This is a genomic window from Stenotrophomonas sp. UBA7606, assembly GCF_002477705.1.
Classification (GTDB): domain Bacteria; phylum Pseudomonadota; class Gammaproteobacteria; order Xanthomonadales; family Xanthomonadaceae; genus Stenotrophomonas.
Genome location: NZ_DLJW01000065.1, coordinates 1 through 15869, shown reverse-complemented (window position 1 = coordinate 15869; position 15869 = coordinate 1). Strand labels below are relative to the sequence as shown.

Below are 15869 nucleotides of genomic sequence, written 5' to 3'. Positions count from 1 at the left end.
GCCGGTGACGTGATCACCTACACCTTCGACGTCAGCAATACCGGTACGGTCGAGCTGCAGAACGTACGCCTGCGTGACAGCATGCTGCCCAATCTGGTGTGCGTCGTGGCCAGCTTGCCGGTTGGGGCGCGTAACGTCGCATGTGTGCCGAGCAACAACACCTACAGCATCACGGCTGCCGATGTGGCTGCGGGCAAGGTCACCAACATTGCCTCCGCCTCTGCCATCCCGCCGGGTAGCATGACCCCGCCGACGGCAAGCTCGCCGCCGGTCGACACGCCGACGCTGCCGAGTCCGGAAGCTGGATTCACCCTGGCCAAGCACGCCAGTGTGGCCGACACCAATGGCAATACGGTGCTGGGTGATGCCGGTGACGTGATTACCTACACCTTTGATGTCAGCAATACCGGCTCGGTAGCGCTGAGCAATTTCAAGGTGAGTGACAGCAAGCTGCCCAATCTGGTGTGCACCATTGCGCATCTGCCGGTGGGCGCCACCAATGTTGCCTGCGTCCCGGGCAACAACACGTATGTCGTTTCGCCCGCGGACGTTGCTGCTGGCAGGGTGGTCAACGCGGCCATCGCCACGGCGGTACCGCCCGGTGCGATCACGCCGCCTACCGCAGCTACCCCGCCGGTGGAAACACCCACCCCGGTGAGCCCAGTTGCCAGCTTCACGCTGGACAAGCGGGCCAGCGTGGCCGACACCAATGGCAATACCCTGTTGGGCGATGCCGGTGACGTCATCACCTACACCTTTGCCGTCAGCAACACCGGTTCGGTGGCACTGAACAATGTGGTGGTCAGCGATGCCAAGCTGCCCACGCTGGTGTGTGTCGTGGCCAGTTTGCCGGTGGGTGCCAGCAATGTGGCCTGCGCCCCGCGCAACAACACCTATGTAATCACTGCCGCGGACGAGGCCGTGGGCAAGGTGATCAACGTGGCGACGGCATCGGCCGTGCCACCGGGTGCGATCGTGCCGCCAACCGCGGTATCGCCGCCGGTGGAAACGCCGGCGCCGGTTGCACCCGTGAGCGGCTTCAGCCTGGTCAAGCAGGCGAGCGTTGCCGATACCAATGGTGATGGCATCACCGGTGATGCCGGCGACCTGATCACCTACACCTTCCTGGTCAGCAACACCGGTACGGTGCAGCTGCGTGATGTGGTGGTCAGCGATGCCAAGCTTCCGGATCTCGTCTGCGTTGTGCCCACCCTGCCGGTGGGCGCCAGCAACGTGGCCTGTGCGGCCAACAACAACACCTACCGCATCACCGAACAGGACGCCGAGGCGCAGGAGGTGGTCAATACCGCCACCGCCACCGCAACTCCGCCAGGCAACATCACGCCGCCGCAGGCGCAGGCGACGGTGACCACGCCGGTACTTGCGACGCCGCCGGGTCAGTTGCGACTGAGCAAGACCGCCGGCAAGTCGTCGGTCAACATCGGTGACCTGGTGCGATACACGATCCGGGCCGACAACACCGGTGAAGTACCGGTGCGGGCCGCCACGCTGGTGGACACGCTGCCGGTTGGCTTCAGCTATGTGGATGGTTCCCTGGTCGTCAGTGACGACGACAACACCGGCAGCATCGTGGGTATCAGCCCGCTGCGTATCGGTGGGCTGGATATCGCGGCTGGTGGGCACGCCACGGTGACCTACTTCCTGCGCGTTGGTGCTGGCACCGGCAAGGGGGTGCATACCAACCGTGTCGTGGCACTGGACGCAACGGGTAGCGCCATTTCCAATCAGGCCTCGGCCGATGTGGAACTGGCAGGTGACCCGCTGCTGGATGACAGTCTGGTTCTGGGCACCGTGTTCGACGACCGCAATGCAGATGGCTGGCAGGCGTCGGCCACTGCGCTTGGCGTGCACATCCAGGGCGGCTTTGCTGCTTCGGCTTACGTCGCCAACTCGACCACGATTGACCGTGGCGCGGGTCCGCAACCCTTGGCCGACCACAGTTCGCCGATGCTGCATGGTGTCGACGTGGGCAGGATCGCGGGTCGCCAATCCGAGGCAGACCCGGTACAGCGCAACCAGGTGGTGATCCGCCAGCGTTTGACGGCTGCCGACTTCACCGATGATCTGGTGCTGACCACACGCAATGGCAGCACGCTGCGGATGCGTGCCGATGGCACCACCACGGTGGAACAAAGCGGTGACGTTGCCCGCGGCATGAGCGCCGAGGCCCTGCAGGTGGAGCGCAGGTATGGCCAGGATGCGGAAGGCTTGACCGTGGACTACATCATCCGCAACAACGGCATTGATGAGCGCGGCATCCCGGGCGTACGCGTGGCGTCGGTGGAAGGCCTGTTGATGGAGACGGACTCATGGGGTCGCTATCACCTTGAAGGTGTGGATGGCGGTGCATGGACCCGTGGTCGCAACTTCATCCTCAAGGTGGATCCGACAACGTTGCCACAGGGGGCGACCTTCACGACCGAGAACCCGCGCGTGCGCAGGGTTACCCCGGGTGTGCCGGTGCGCTTCGACTTTGGTGTGAAGATGCCGGCCGGCGAGATCGGCGGTGGTCAGCAGCTGGCAACGGTCGAGCTGGGTGAAGTGCTGTTTGCGCCGGAAAGTTCGCAGATTCCGGACGAGCACCGTCCTGCGCTGGAGGCCATCGTTGGCAAGATCCGCAACTACAACGGCGGCACCCTGACCATTGCCGCCGAAGCGGATGCAGAGGCGTTGGCGTTGGCGCGCGGCTATGCGGTGCGTGAGCACCTGCAGGCCCAGCTGGCACCGGACCTGCTGGAACGTACCCAGGTGCAGGTGCTGACCCAGGTGGGTGAGCCGTTGCTGCAGCTGGACAGCGCAGAGGTACTGGGCAACGTCCTGTTCGATACCGATCGCGCCACGATCAAGCCGCAGTACCGCAGCGTGTTGTCGGCCATCGCCGAGTCGCTGGAAATGCGCGGTGGCGGTGTGGTGGCGATCGTCGGCCGTGCCGACCTGCGTGGCGGCAGCGGCTACAACCTCGCGCTTGGTCTGCGCCGTGCCAAGGCAGTGTACGAACAGATCGCCGCCGCGCTGAGCACCGAGGTACGGGCCAAGGTACGTGTGGAAATTATCGATAACCCCGATGCCGATACCGGCATGGGCAAGCTCTGAGGACCGGCCATGAAGCTGACAATGAAACTTCTGGATCTGGCCATCATCAGCCTGCTCTCGATGACGGCGGCGCCGTCGCTGGCCCAGTCGGTGGTGGCACCGGCCGCGGAAGGTGACGGTGATGCCAAGACCGAATGTGGCGGGGACACCTGCAGCAATGACAAGGGTCTGTTGTTCCGGGTGCATACCCGCGGTGCAGAGCACCCCGTGGTGGCCGGCAGTGGCACGCAACAGCTGAGCGAGAACCGCCGTGTCGACGTGTTGGCGGCACCGCGGCAGCCTGGCAGGGCGAAGGTCAGTGGAACGTTCTCGGTGGACCTGCCCAACGGTGGCGTGGTGTGGGTGACAGAGGACCCGACGCTGGGCCAGGCCTTGCTCAACGTGCAGACCTCACAGACAGCCCCGTTCTTCGAGGGACGCATCACCGCGCCCGTGCAGTTCCAGGCTTACAGCAACTACGCGGCTTTCATGCAACGCATGGAAGTGCTGGTGTATCGCGGCACCGACAGTGACCGCGTTGCTCCGTTGGCCACCATTCCGGTGGAAGTAGCCAACATGGGCACCGCCAACTGGGATGGCGCCCTGCCTGCGGGCCTGAACCTGCGCGCCGGGGACACGCTGGTCTATATCGCCCGCGCCTACGGTGCCGATGGCCAGTTCGACGAAACCAATGCGCAGAGCATCCAGCTGCAGACGCCTGAGGACTATGCGCGCAACCTGCAGGCGACGCGTGAAAGCCAGGAGCGCAAGACCGGCGTGGGGACCTCGCTTGAACAGGCGCAGGCCACGCAGTTGCGCGATGCGATCTACGGCAGCAATGCACTGCGTCTGCAGAACATCCCGATCTATGGCTCGCGGGTGCGTATCCATGGGCGCGATATCCCTGCCAACGCGCAGCTGACGATCAACGGCGAAACGTTCCCGGTGGACATGGAGCGCAAGTTCGTCGCCGAGTTCCTGCAGCCAATCGGACATCACGCGTTTGCGCTGGGCGTGGCGGTACCCAATGCCGCCCCCATCCAGCGTACGCTGGATGTGGATGTCACCGGTGCGCATCGCTTCCTCGTGGCAATGGCCGATGTCACGCTGTCGAAGAACAGCGTGGGCAGCAGCGTGACCCCGGGCGCGCAGGATGGGAGCGACAAGGATGGCTTCATCAGTGATGGCCGCCTGGCGTTCTATCTGAAGCAGAAGTTCAAGGGCAAGTACCTGTTGACGGCCCAGGCAGATACGCAGGACCGGGAGATCAAGCACCTGTTCAACGGGTTCCTTGATGCTGACCCCCAGGACGTGTTCCGCCGTCTTGATCCGGACATGTACTACCCGACCTATGGCGACGATTCGACCACGGTACGTGACGTTGACACCCAGGGCCGGCTGTATGTCCGTGCGGATTGGGACCAGAACCAGGCGTTGTGGGGAAATTTCTCCACTGGCTTCAATGGCACCGAGTACGGCCAGTACAACCGTTCGCTGTATGGCGCAGCACTGAGCTGGCGTGCGCGTCGTGCCACCGAACTGGGTGACGCCGGCAGTACGCTCAAGCTGTTTGCGTCGCAGGCGCAGTCGGCGGCTGGACACAGTGAATTCCTGGGCACCGGCGGCAGCCTGTACTACCTGCGGCAGACGGACGTACTGCCGGGCTCGGACTATGTGACCCTGGACGTGCGCGATCCCAAGACCGGGCGCACACTGGCCAGCACGCAGCTCCAGCGTGGTGCTGACTACGAGATCGACGAACTGCAGGGCCGGATCATCCTCACCCGGCCGTTGGCACAGATCACCCGCGAGAACCTGCCGTCCATCACCCGCGACACCCCGCTCGATGGCTACGAACAGCTGTTGAAGGTGGACTACGAGTACATTCCAGCCGGTTTCGACACGGATGACACCAGTATCGGCCTGCGCGGCAAGCACTGGTTTGGCAACCACGTTGCGGTGGGTGGTACCTATGTCGATGAGGCACGTGCAGGTGACGATTACACGCTGACCGGCGTGGACGTGACGGTGCAGGTCGGTCGCGGTACCTACGTGAAGTTCGAGCAGTCACACAGCGAGTCCGTGGCCGCTCCGATCTTCTACTCGGACAACGGTGGTTTCAGTTTCATCGAGAAGCGCCCGTCGGCGACGGCGCGCAGCGGTGATGCGCGCGCGGTGGAAGCACGTGCCAATTTCCAGGAGCTGGGCTGGACCCGTAGCGATTGGAATGTGGGCGGCTGGTGGCGGGATGTGGAGCCCGGCTTCTCCATCACCCATTCCACCACCGCCGGGGCCGCCATCCGTGAGTATGGTGCCGAGTTCCAGGGTTACCTGAGCCAGAACTTCAGCCTGTACGGGCAGTACAGCCATGCGGACCGTGATGGTGCGGTGCTTGAACAGCAGCAGCTGACGGCCGATTGGCGCCCGGATGATCGCAACCAGTGGATCGCCGAGCTGCGTCGCAACAGCGAGCAGCGCGGTTCGGAAACGGTGGAGCCGGTACTTGCGGCCTTGAGCTATACGCGCAAGGTCACCAGCCTGCTGGAGATCTACGGCATCGCCCAGTACACGGTGGACGACGATCACGGCCGCTATGCGGACAATGATCTGTACACCGTGGGCAGTAAATACCAGTTTGGTAACCGCTCCAGCGTGGGTGCTGCCTACAGCGACGGCAGCCGTGGCCATGCCACCGAGGTCAATGCCGAGTACTGGCTGGCCGAAGACCACAGCATCTACGGCAACTACCGTTACAGCACCGACAGCACGGAAGCCGACCCGCTGTTCAACAACAAGCAGGCAGCGGGTTGGACCGTGGGCCAACGTTGGCGCCTGTCCAACCAGGTCAACGTCTACAACGAAAGCCAGTACTTGAAAGACCCGGGTTATGACGCTGCCGGCCTGGCGCATACCTTCGGCATGGATTTCTATCCAGGGGAAGGTTGGCGGCTGGGGTTCACGCTGCAGGAAGGTGAGCTTGATACCAGCAATGGTGGTGTGACCCGCCGTGCCTACAGTGTCAACGGTGGCCGTACCGACGAGCGCACGGATTGGTCGAGCAAGCTGGAGTACCGCCGCGACAGCGGTGCCGAACGGCGTGAACAGTGGGTCACCACCAACCGCCTGTTCTACAAGGTCAATGAGGACTGGCGCTTGGCCTTGCGTGCCAATTATGCGGATACATCCGACAGCCTGAACGCACAGGACGGCGCTCGTCTGGCCGAGGTCAACGCCGGGTTTGCCTACCGCCCGCATGACAGTTCCCGCTGGGCGGCATTTGGCAAATACACCTATCTGTATGACCTTGCGTCACCCGGCCAGGTGGAGGGTGCTTCCGATGACCAGCGCTCGCATGTGCTGTCGTTCGAAGGCATCTGGCAGCTGGCACCGCGCTGGGAGATGGCTGGAAAGCTGGCCTCGCGTCGCGGCGACTACCGTATGGGACGTGGCGAAGGGGCCTGGCTGGACAGCCGCGCCGATTTCGCCGCCACACAGCTGCGCTACCATTTGATCGCGAAGTGGGACGGACTGGCCGAGTACCGTGTGCTGGACGTCAAGGATGGCGGCCGCAAGCAGGGTTGGCTGGTGGGCGTGGACCGCCAGGTCGGGCGCAACTTCAAGCTGGGTGTCGGTTACAACTTCACTGACTTCAGTGATGACCTGACCCACCTGAGGCTCGATAACAAAGGCTGGTTCATCAATATGACCGGCTATTACTGAGCACCATCGCCCGTACCAAGTGAACGCCCCGGGAAACCGGGGCGTTCTGCTGTTGGCGAGGGTCGCCCTTGTTGGCTGAAGCGTAGCCGCCGAGAGAATGGCTACACTGGCCCGGCTAAGTCGCACGGGAAACACCCTTGGTCTCCAGCTGGATCCTGCTCCTGGTCTCACTCGGCTATGCCGCGCTGCTGTTCGGCGTGGCGTGGTGGGGCGACCGTCGGCCGCTGTACCCGGACCGCCCCTGGCTGCGGCCGGTGGTCTACAGCCTGGCGCTGGCGGTCTATTGCTCGTCCTGGACCTTCTACGGCGCGGTCGGCTCGGCGGTGCGTTATGGCATCGGCTACCTGCCTATCTATCTTGGCCCGCTGCTGCTGCTGATCTTCGGCTGGCGCATCATCGAGCGGCTGGCGCTGATCGCCCGCAGCGAGAACGTGGTGTCCATCGCAGACTTCATCTCCTCGCGCTTCGGCCGCTCGCGGCGCTTGGCGGCATTGGTGGCGTTGATCGCGCTGATCGGCGTGGTGCCCTACCTGGCACTGCAGTACAAGGCCGTGGCCATGAGCCTGCAGGTGCTCAGCGGCGATGCCGCCGGCAAGGGTTTCCTTACTGATCCGGCGCTGTACGTGGCGTTGCTGATGGCCTTGTTCGCCATCCTGTTCGGCACCCGCCAGGTGGATGCCACCGACCACCATTACGGCATGATGCTGGCCATCGCCGTGGAGTCGATGATCAAGCTGGTGGCGATGGTGGCGGTAGGCGTGTTTGCCTATATCTGGCTCACCGACCGCGGCGAATCGGTGGTGGCCTCGGCGCGCACCCTGTTCGAGGGCATGCCGCCTGTGGGCTTTGTCTCGCAGACCCTGCTCAGCTTTCTGGCGCTGATCTGCCTGCCACGCCAGTTCCACGTGGCGGTGGTGGAATGCGGCAATGCCGGTGACGTGCGCCGCGCCCGCTGGATGTTTGGCGGCTACCTGATCCTGATCTCGCTGATGATCGTGCCCATCGCCACTGCTGGCGCGGCGATGTTCGGTACCGGGCTGGCGTCGGATGACACCCTGGTGCTGGCGCTGCCGATGGCAGGTGGCAGCACCGCACTGGCGCTGGTGGCCTATGTGGGCGGCTTCTCCGCCGCCACCGGCATGGTCATCGTGTCTTCGATCGCGCTGGCCACGATGATCAGCAACGACCTGGTGATGCCGCTGCTGCTGCGCCGCAGTGGCGACCACCGCGAAGCGGCCAATGTCGCTTCGCGGGTGCTGTGGATCCGCCGCCTGGCGATCCTGCTGCTGGCGCTGGTGGCTTACGGTTACTACCGCGGCAGCAACAACGACACCATGTTGGCCGCCTACGGCCTGATGGCCTTCGCCGCCGTGGCGCAGTTCGCGCCCGGCCTGCTGGGCGGCCTGTATTGGCGCGGTGCCAGCCGGCGCGGCGTGGAAACCGGCATGGTGGTCGGCTTCCTGGTCTGGGCCTATACCCTGCTGGTGCCGGCGCTGAGCCACGGTGGCTGGCTGGATGCAACGCTGTTGGCCCACGGCCCGTTCGGCATTGGCTGGTTGCGGCCCCAGCAACTGTTCGGCATCACCGGTTGGGATCCGCTTACCCACGGCACCTTCTGGTCGCTGCTGCTCAATACCGTGACCATGCTGCTGGTGTCGGTGCGCTCGCGCCCGGACGTGGCCGAGCGGTTGCGCGCGGCACCGTTTCTGGACCCTTACGCCAAGCGCCCGGTGGTGGCCGGTGACTGGCCGGCCCACGTCAAGGTGCGCGACCTGCTGGCGCTGGCCACCCGCGTGATTGGCGACAACCGCGCCCGTCGTGCGTTTGGCGAGCAGGCACAACTGTTGGACCGCGAGTTCCAGCCGGCCGCTGCGGCTGACCGCATCTGGGTGCAGTTCACCGAACGCCTGTTGGCCGCCTCCATCGGTGCGGCGTCGGCGCGCCTGCTGCTGACCAGCCTGCTGCGTGGTTCGGGCATGGACCTGGGCGAAGTGGTGGCGGTGCTGGACGAAGCCGGCCAGGAACTGCGCTTCAACCGCGAGATCCTGTCCACCACACTGGAAAACATCAGCGCCGGCGTCAGCGTGGTGGATCCGGAAATGCGCCTGACCGCATGGAACCGACGCTACCAGCAGATGTTCGGTTACCCGGACGGCATGCTCTACGTCGGTCGTCCGGTTGCCGACCTGATCCGCTATAACGCCGAACGCGGTGAGCTGGGCTCGGGTGACATCGAAGTGCAGATCAATCGCCGCATCGGCTATATGCGCGCCGGTTCACCGCATGTGTTCGAGCGCACCGGTGCCGACGGCAAGGTGATCGAGCTGCGCGGGCAGGCGCTGCCCGGTGGTGGTTACGTCACCAGCTACAACGACATCACCGATTTCAAGAACGTCGAGCAGGCGCTGCTGGAAGCCAACGAAACGCTGGAGCAGCGTGTCACCGAGCGCTCGCAGGCTGCCGAAGCGGCGCAGCAATCGAAGACGCGCTTCCTGGCCGCGATCAGCCACGACGTGCTGCAGCCGTTGAACGCGGCACGCCTGTTTGCATCGGCGTTGCGCGACAGCCTGCCGGAGACCGACGAGCAGCGGCATCTGGCCGAGCGCGTCGATGCCTCGTTGCGTGCGGCCGAAGAGCTGCTGGACGGCCTGCTGGATGTGTCGCGGCTGGATGCCGGCGGCCTGCGCCCGACCATCACCGATTTCGACGCCAGCGTGCTGGTACGTGAACTGGCCGCGCAGTACACCCCGGTAGCGGCCGGCCGTGGCCTGCGTCTGCATGTGTTCGCACGCAGCGCCTGGGTACGCAGTGATCGTCGGCTGCTGCGGCGCGTACTGCAGAACTTCATGGCCAATGCACTGCGCTACACCCGCAATGGGCGCATCGTGCTGGCCTTGCGCGTGCGCGGTGAGCAGGTGGAACTGCAGGTATGGGATACCGGCCCGGGTATTCCCGAGCACCACATGCAGCAGATCTTCAACGAGTTCCATCGCTACCAGCAGCCCTTCGACTGGGGCGAGCAGGGCCTGGGCCTGGGCTTGTCGATCTGCCAGCGCATCTCGCGCCTGCTCGATCACGGTTTGAACGCACGCAGCCAGCCCGGCCACGGCAGCATGTTTTCCATCACCTTGCCGCGCGTGCCCACGCCGACCCAGCCGGCGCCGCTGCAGCGCCAGCCCACCGCATTCGGCGGTGACGATTCCCTGGCCGGCATGCGCGTGCTGTGCGTGGACAACGACCAGGAGATCCTCGACGGCATGCGTGCCCTGTTGGGCCGCTGGAAGGTGGGGGTGATCGCGGCCAGCACCGTGGACATGGCGCTGGAGAAGCTTGCCGAGCAGCCGGACGTGATGCTGGTGGATTACCACCTGCATGACCGCCTGGACGGGCTGGACACCCTGGTCGCCTTGCGCGAAGCCGCAGGGCGGCCACTGCCCGGTGCCTTGCTTACCGCCGATGGCCGCGACGAGCTCAAGCGGCTGGCGCGAGAGCGCGGCTACCGGGTACTGACCAAGCCGGTGAAGCCGGCCTCACTGCGTGCCTTCCTGACCGCGCTGAACGACCCGCGCCGGCGCTGACAACGCACCGGTAGTGCCGAGCCATGCTCGGCAGGGACTTGGCCAACAAAAAGGCTCACCCCTCCCCAGCCCTCCCCTTCGCTGTGCGAAAGGGAGGGGGCAACAGCGGTAGTGCCGAGCCATGCTCGGCAGGGGCTTGCCCGGCAAAAGGGCAAGCCCCTCCCCAGCCCTCCCCTTCGCTGCGCGAAAGGGAAGGAGCAACAGCGGTAGTGCCGAGCCATGCTCGGCAGGAGCATTGCCGATACCAATGACGTGAGGGCGCGCGCGGCATGATGCCGCCATGGCAAGGCCCTCGCGGTTTACGCCGCTCCTGCCGCCGATGCCGCAGCGTGCAGATGTTCGTACAGAATGGTGCAGCCGATGATGATCAGGATCGCGCCGCCAATGATTTCGGCGCGCTTGCCGGCCAGGTGGCCCAGTACGCGGCCCAGCATGATGCCCAGCGTCACCATGGTCATCGTGCACAGGCCGATCACCAAGGCCACCACGCCGATATGCACGTCCAGGAAGGCCAGGCCCACACCGATCGCCATCGCGTCGATGCTGGTGGCAAAGCCGGTGGCGGCCAGGGTCCAGAAACTCTTGTGCTGTTCACCACTGGCGTCGTCCTCGCCGCCCGCATCTTCTTCCGGCTTCAGCCCGGCCACGATCATGTGCACGCCGAGGATGCCAAGCAGGCCAAAGGCGATCCAGTGGTCGAAGGCCTGCACGTACTGCGAGGCTGCACGCCCGGCCAGCCAGCCGATGATGGGGGTGATGGCCTCGATCACGCCGAAGATCAGGCCTGCGCGCAGCGCATCGGAAAGACGTGGCTTGCGCATGGCCGCACCCTTGCCCACCGCTGCGGCAAAGGCATCGGTGGACATGGCGAAACCGACGAGAAGAATGGACAAGGGGGACATCGCAGTTACCGGGTCGGGCGGACGCAAACGGCATGCGTCGCGCCCAACCGTCGTTGCGCACGCATGCCGCTGGTCTCGCCAACCGGGTCTGGCTGTCCACGCCACGGCGCACTGGCCGAGTATGTTGACGTGGACGCTTCCATTGCTGGAAGCAGGCTACTCCCCAAGGGAGCGCGGATTCTAGCATGACCCCAGTATTGGCCAGCGTACCCCGGCATCCCGGCTCAGCTGCGGGCCTGAAACATCATTGTCATGAAGGCATGGCCTGATACGCGCGCCGGAGTGGTATGGCGCGGAAATTTCCTACAAATCCGCCCTCAAGAAACCCGATATACGGCCGATTTCGAGGCATCTCTACGCCCGGAGTGCGGCATGAAGTTCCCCCTTGGTATTGCCCAGAAACTGCGCCTGAGCCTGCTGGCGCTGGTGGTCGGCCTGCTCGTCATCGGTTCGGCCTACGCCTGGCTCAGTGTTGGCATGCGCGGCGCCGACCAGCGCCTGCAGCGTTACCAGCAGGATGCGGCGCAGCTGGAAGCACTGGTGGCCGCGTTTGCCGAGGTGCGCCGCGCCCAGGCCGAGTATGCCATGTCATTCTCGGCCACCGCCGGGCAGGCGTTTGTGGCCGCCAACGCGCGCCTGCAGACACTGCTGGCGGCCGACAAGCAGGGCGCGCATTGGGAGCCGGCATTGCGCACGCCGCTGCTGGAATATGTCCAGTCCGGGCAGGCGCTGGACCAGCGCATCACCGAGCTGGGCCACGATGCCGACAGCGGCATGCAGGGCCAGCTGCGCAATGCCGTGCATCAAGTGGAGAACCTGATCGGTGAACATCCCGATGCGGCATTGCAGGTGTCAATGCTGACCATGCGCCGCTACGAGAAGGACTTCATCCTGCGCCGCGAACAGAAATACGCCGATGAACTGAGTGCGCAGGTGATGCCTTTCGAGCTGCTGCTGCAGGTCGCGCGCATGCCGGACGGCAGCAAGCAGCAGGTACGTGATGCGATGCAGCGCTACCAGGAGGCATTCCTGTCCTATGCCGCTGCGCGCTACGGTGCCGACAGCGAAACCCAGGCGATGGACGACCTGGCGGCCAAGGCCCTGCCGGTGCTGACCCGCCTGCAACAGGCACAACGCGCCAGCCTGGCCAGGCAACGCGACGAACAGGCCGCCGCGCGGCGTTGGATGGATGCCGCCTTCGCTGCCACCGTGCTGGTGGTGGGCTTGTTGCTGGTCAGTCTGTTGTTGTTGCTGTTGCGCGCGGTGGAGCGGCCACTGGCCGATGCAGCGGCATTCGCCCGTGCCATTGCCGACGATGACCTGGACGGCCGGCTGGTGGTGCGCAACGCGCATGACGAGATTGGGCGGCTGGCGGTGGCGTTGATGCAGATGCAGTCCAGCCTGCGTGAGCGCATTGCCGGTGAACGCCAGGCTGCCCAGGCTAATCAGCGCGTGCGACAGGCGCTGGACGTGGCCAGTGCCGCGGTGCTGGTGACCGATGCCGAGGGCCGCGTGGTCTATGCCAATCCGGCGCTGCAGCAGGCATTCACCCAGGCCGGGATCGAGCAGACGGTCGAGGTGGACAGCGAGGTGGCCGAACTCGGCCCGGCAGTTGCCGCACTCATGCGGGCTGCCTTCGCGCAGAGTGTGGCGATGGATGCGGAGGTGGAGCTGGGCAACAGCGGCTTCCTGCTGCGGGCCAGCCCGGTGCTGGAAGCCGAGCGCGTGCTGGGACTGGTGATGGAATGGCAGGACCGCCGGCTTGAGCGGGTGATCGTCAATGAAGTGGCGGCGGTGGTTGCGGCGGCGGCGGCCGGTGACCTGCAAGGGCGCATCGTACTGGCCGACAAACAGGGCTTCGTGCTGCAGCTGGGCGAGCGCATCAATGCGCTGCTGGACAGCGTGCAGGCACAGGTGGGAGATGCGACGCGGGTGATCGGCCACTTTGCCCACGGCGACCTGAGTGCACGCATGCGAGATGACGGCCAGGGTATCTACGCGCGCCTGCGCCACGGGCTGCAGGACGCCATGCAGCAGGTGGGCGGCATCGTCGCCCGCATCCAGCAATCGGCGGGCAGCGTGCAGGCGGCGGTGGGCGAGATGGCCAGCGGCACTGCCGATCTGTCCGGGCGCGTGGAGCAGCAGGTAGGCGACGTACACGAGGCCTTGCAGCGGGTGCGCTCGGTGGCCGGTGAAGCGCGCGATAACGCCGACAGTGCACGCGAGAGCGCGCAGGTGTCGGCGCAGGCCAGTGACGCGGCCGAACGTGGCCGCCAGGCAACGGCGGCAGCCATCAGCGGCATGGAACAACTGCGCGCCTCCTCGCGGCATATCCGCGATATCGTCGCCACCGTCGACAGCCTGTCGTTCCAGACCAACCTGCTGGCGCTGAACGCCGCGGTCGAGGCCGCGCGGGCCGGCAGCCACGGGCGTGGCTTTGCGGTGGTGGCCAGCGAAGTGCGCCAGTTGGCGCAGCGCTCCGCCGAGGCGTCCAAGCAGATCCGCGGCCTGATCGATGCATCGCTGCGGCAGGTGGAAGAAGGCGCGCGGCTGGCCGACAGCAGCGGTGTGGCAATGCAGGACATCGGTAGCCGGGTGGCACAGGTGGCCAGCGCGCTGGAACGGATCGATGCGGGCTCGGCACGGCAGGTCAGTGCAGTGGATGATGTAGAGCGCCTGTTGCGGCGTATCGGTGAAGGCACCCGCCAGAGTGGCGAGGTCGCACGAGCCTCCTCGCTCGCAGCGCTGGCGATGCACGAGCAGACCCAGGAACTGGCAACGGCGGCGGAAGTATTCGTGCTGGATGCGGTGACTGCAGCGGAGCCGGTGCTGCAGCGTTCGGCATGAGCTGCAACTCCTTTCGCAGGCAAGCCAGTCAACGCGTCAACGCAACAGCCAAAGCTACCCCCTCCCAGCCTCCCCTTGGCTGAGGCAAAGGGGAGGGGCTACAGCGCCCTCCCTTTCGCATAGCGAAGGGGAGGGTTGGGGAGGGGTGCTGTTCGCAGGCAAGCCAGTCAGCGCGTCCATGCAACAGCCAAAGCACCCCTCCCAGCCTCCCCCTTGGCTGCGCCAAAAGGGAGGGGCTACAGCGCCCTCCCTTTCGCATAGCGAAGGGGAGGGTTGGGGAGGGGGGCTGTTCGCAGGCAAGCCAGTCAGCGCGTCAACGCAACAGCCAAAGCTACCCCCTCCCAGCCTCCCCCTTGGCTGCGGCAAAGGGGAGGGGCCACAGCTATCTCCCTTGCGCAACGCGCAGGGGCCGCTGCGCAGTACGCAGGCAAGGGTTGGGGAAGGAGAGTTCTCAGCGCTCAACCGCAGGCAAGCGCCGGCAGCAACTCAGTCTTCTTCCGGCGGCAACACGATGGCGTCGTCGTCGATGGCCAGCTTGCCGGCCATCAGCACCGCCTGGGTGCGGTTGGTGACACCCAGTTTGCGCAGGATGGCGGTGACGTGGGCCTTGATGGTGGCCTCGGAAACGCCCAGGTCGTAGGCGATCTGCTTGTTCAGGCGGCCTGCGCCCAGCATCTGCAGCACGCGGAACTGCTGCGGGGTCAGCTCGCGCAGGCGCTGGCCAACTTCGCGTTCCTCGTTCGGGGTAGGCGGCACGTTGTGCGCCTCAGCCGGGGCCCAGCGCTCACCATCGAGGATGGTGCCCAGGGCATGGCCGATGGTGTCGGAGTCGGCGGATTTGGGGATGAAACCGAATGCCCCGTGATCGAGGGCGCGGCGCATCACCGTCGGCTCCTCGCGTGCGGACACCACCACGATGGGCAGCTGCGGGTGCAGCGAACGCAGGTGCACCAGCGCGTTGAAGCCTTGTGCGCCCGGCATGTTCAGGTCCATCAGCACCAGGTCGGCGTCGGGGTGTTGCTCGGCCAGTGCGTACAGCGCTTCGACGCTGTCGGCCTCCATCAGCTGCACGCCGGGAATGACGCGTTGCACCGCGCCCTTCAGGGCTTCGCGGAACAGCGGATGGTCGTCGGCAATGAGCAGGGTAGGCATGGGGCGAGTAGTGAGTGATGAGGAGTGAGGAGTGAGGGCTTGCTGCTTCGATGCTACCGCTGTTGCCCGCAACAGGACAGTTGATCATCGGTGTGGAAGGAGGAGTGGACGCAGCGGCTGCATTTGCTGTTGCCGCGACTCACTCCTCACTCCTCATCACTCACTCCTGGCTCCTGCTTCTTCAGCGGACCTTGCGCTCTTCCACCAGCGACGCCACCACCGACGGATCGGCCAGCGTGGAGGTGTCACCGAGCTGGTCCGGCGCGTTCTCGGCGATCTTGCGCAGGATGCGGCGCATGATCTTGCCCGAACGGGTCTTGGGCAGGCCTGGCGCCCACTGCAGGTGGTCCGGCGCGGCGATCGGGCCGATCTCCTTGCGTACCCAGGTCACCAGTTCCTTGAGCAGCTCGTCGGTCTGCGCTTCGCCGGCGATCAGGGTGACGTAGGCATAGATGCCCTGGCCCTTGATCTCGTGCGGGAAGCCGACCACGGCCGCCTCGGCCACCTTCGGGTGCGAGACCAGCGCGCTTTCCACTTCGGCGGTGCCGATGCGGTGGCCGGAGACGTTGATCACGTC

General features: G+C 65.4%; 7 protein-coding genes and 1 riboswitch. Of the genes, 4 read left to right on the top strand and 3 right to left on the bottom strand.

What is annotated here, in order from left to right:
- The 3 genes from B2527_RS08775 to B2527_RS08765 all read left to right on the top strand — a co-directional run.
- The coding region (locus B2527_RS08775) for a DUF7507 domain-containing protein (protein ID WP_343124753.1) at positions 1 to 3114 on the top strand (3114 nt) is incomplete at its 5' end.
- Between the two features lie 21 nt (positions 3115 to 3135).
- On the top strand, positions 3136 to 6813 hold the full coding sequence (locus B2527_RS08770) for a hypothetical protein (RefSeq protein ID WP_293707956.1): 3678 nt from the start codon (positions 3136 to 3138) through the stop codon (positions 6811 to 6813).
- A 137-nt stretch (positions 6814 to 6950) separates the two neighbouring features.
- A complete protein-coding gene (locus B2527_RS08765; RefSeq protein ID WP_293707954.1) occupies positions 6951 to 10391 on the top strand; it encodes a hybrid sensor histidine kinase/response regulator in 3441 nt (1146 codons plus the stop codon).
- Positions 10392 to 10690: 299 nt separating this feature from the next.
- Here B2527_RS08765 and B2527_RS08760 read toward each other — a convergent pair whose 3' ends face one another.
- The gene (locus B2527_RS08760) at positions 10691 to 11293 is read right to left on the bottom strand and encodes a manganese efflux pump MntP family protein (protein WP_293707952.1); all 603 of its coding nucleotides are present in this window, start codon (positions 11291 to 11293) and stop codon (positions 10691 to 10693) included.
- Between the two features lie 10 nt (positions 11294 to 11303).
- Positions 11304 to 11465: riboswitch (yybP-ykoY riboswitch) on the bottom strand.
- 200 nt (positions 11466 to 11665) lie between these two features.
- Between B2527_RS08760 and B2527_RS08755 the strand changes: the two genes are divergently transcribed.
- The gene (locus B2527_RS08755; RefSeq protein WP_293707951.1) at positions 11666 to 14140 is read left to right on the top strand and encodes a methyl-accepting chemotaxis protein; all 2475 of its coding nucleotides are present in this window, start codon (positions 11666 to 11668) and stop codon (positions 14138 to 14140) included.
- A 486-nt stretch (positions 14141 to 14626) separates the two neighbouring features.
- On the opposite strand, the gene B2527_RS08750 is transcribed toward B2527_RS08755, so the two are convergent.
- Complete coding sequence (locus B2527_RS08750) at positions 14627 to 15292, bottom strand: response regulator transcription factor (RefSeq protein ID WP_293707950.1); 666 nt, start codon at positions 15290 to 15292, stop codon at positions 14627 to 14629.
- A 181-nt stretch (positions 15293 to 15473) separates the two neighbouring features.
- A partial coding sequence (locus B2527_RS08745) for an AMP-binding enzyme (protein WP_414717043.1) occupies positions 15474 to 15869 on the bottom strand: 396 nt, incomplete at its 5' end.

Bases quoted from the DNA above. Each gene is read 5' to 3' on its own strand.
- B2527_RS08770 (WP_293707956.1), top strand. From the start codon at position 3,136: ATGAAACTTCTGGATCTGGCCATCATCAGCCTGCTCTCGATGACGGCG.
- B2527_RS08760 (WP_293707952.1), bottom strand. From the start codon at position 11,293: ATGTCCCCCTTGTCCATTCTTCTCGTCGGTTTCGCCATGTCCACCGAT.
- B2527_RS08755 (WP_293707951.1), top strand. From the start codon at position 11,666: ATGAAGTTCCCCCTTGGTATTGCCCAGAAACTGCGCCTGAGCCTGCTG.
- B2527_RS08750 (WP_293707950.1), bottom strand. From the start codon at position 15,292: ATGCCTACCCTGCTCATTGCCGACGACCATCCGCTGTTCCGCGAAGCC.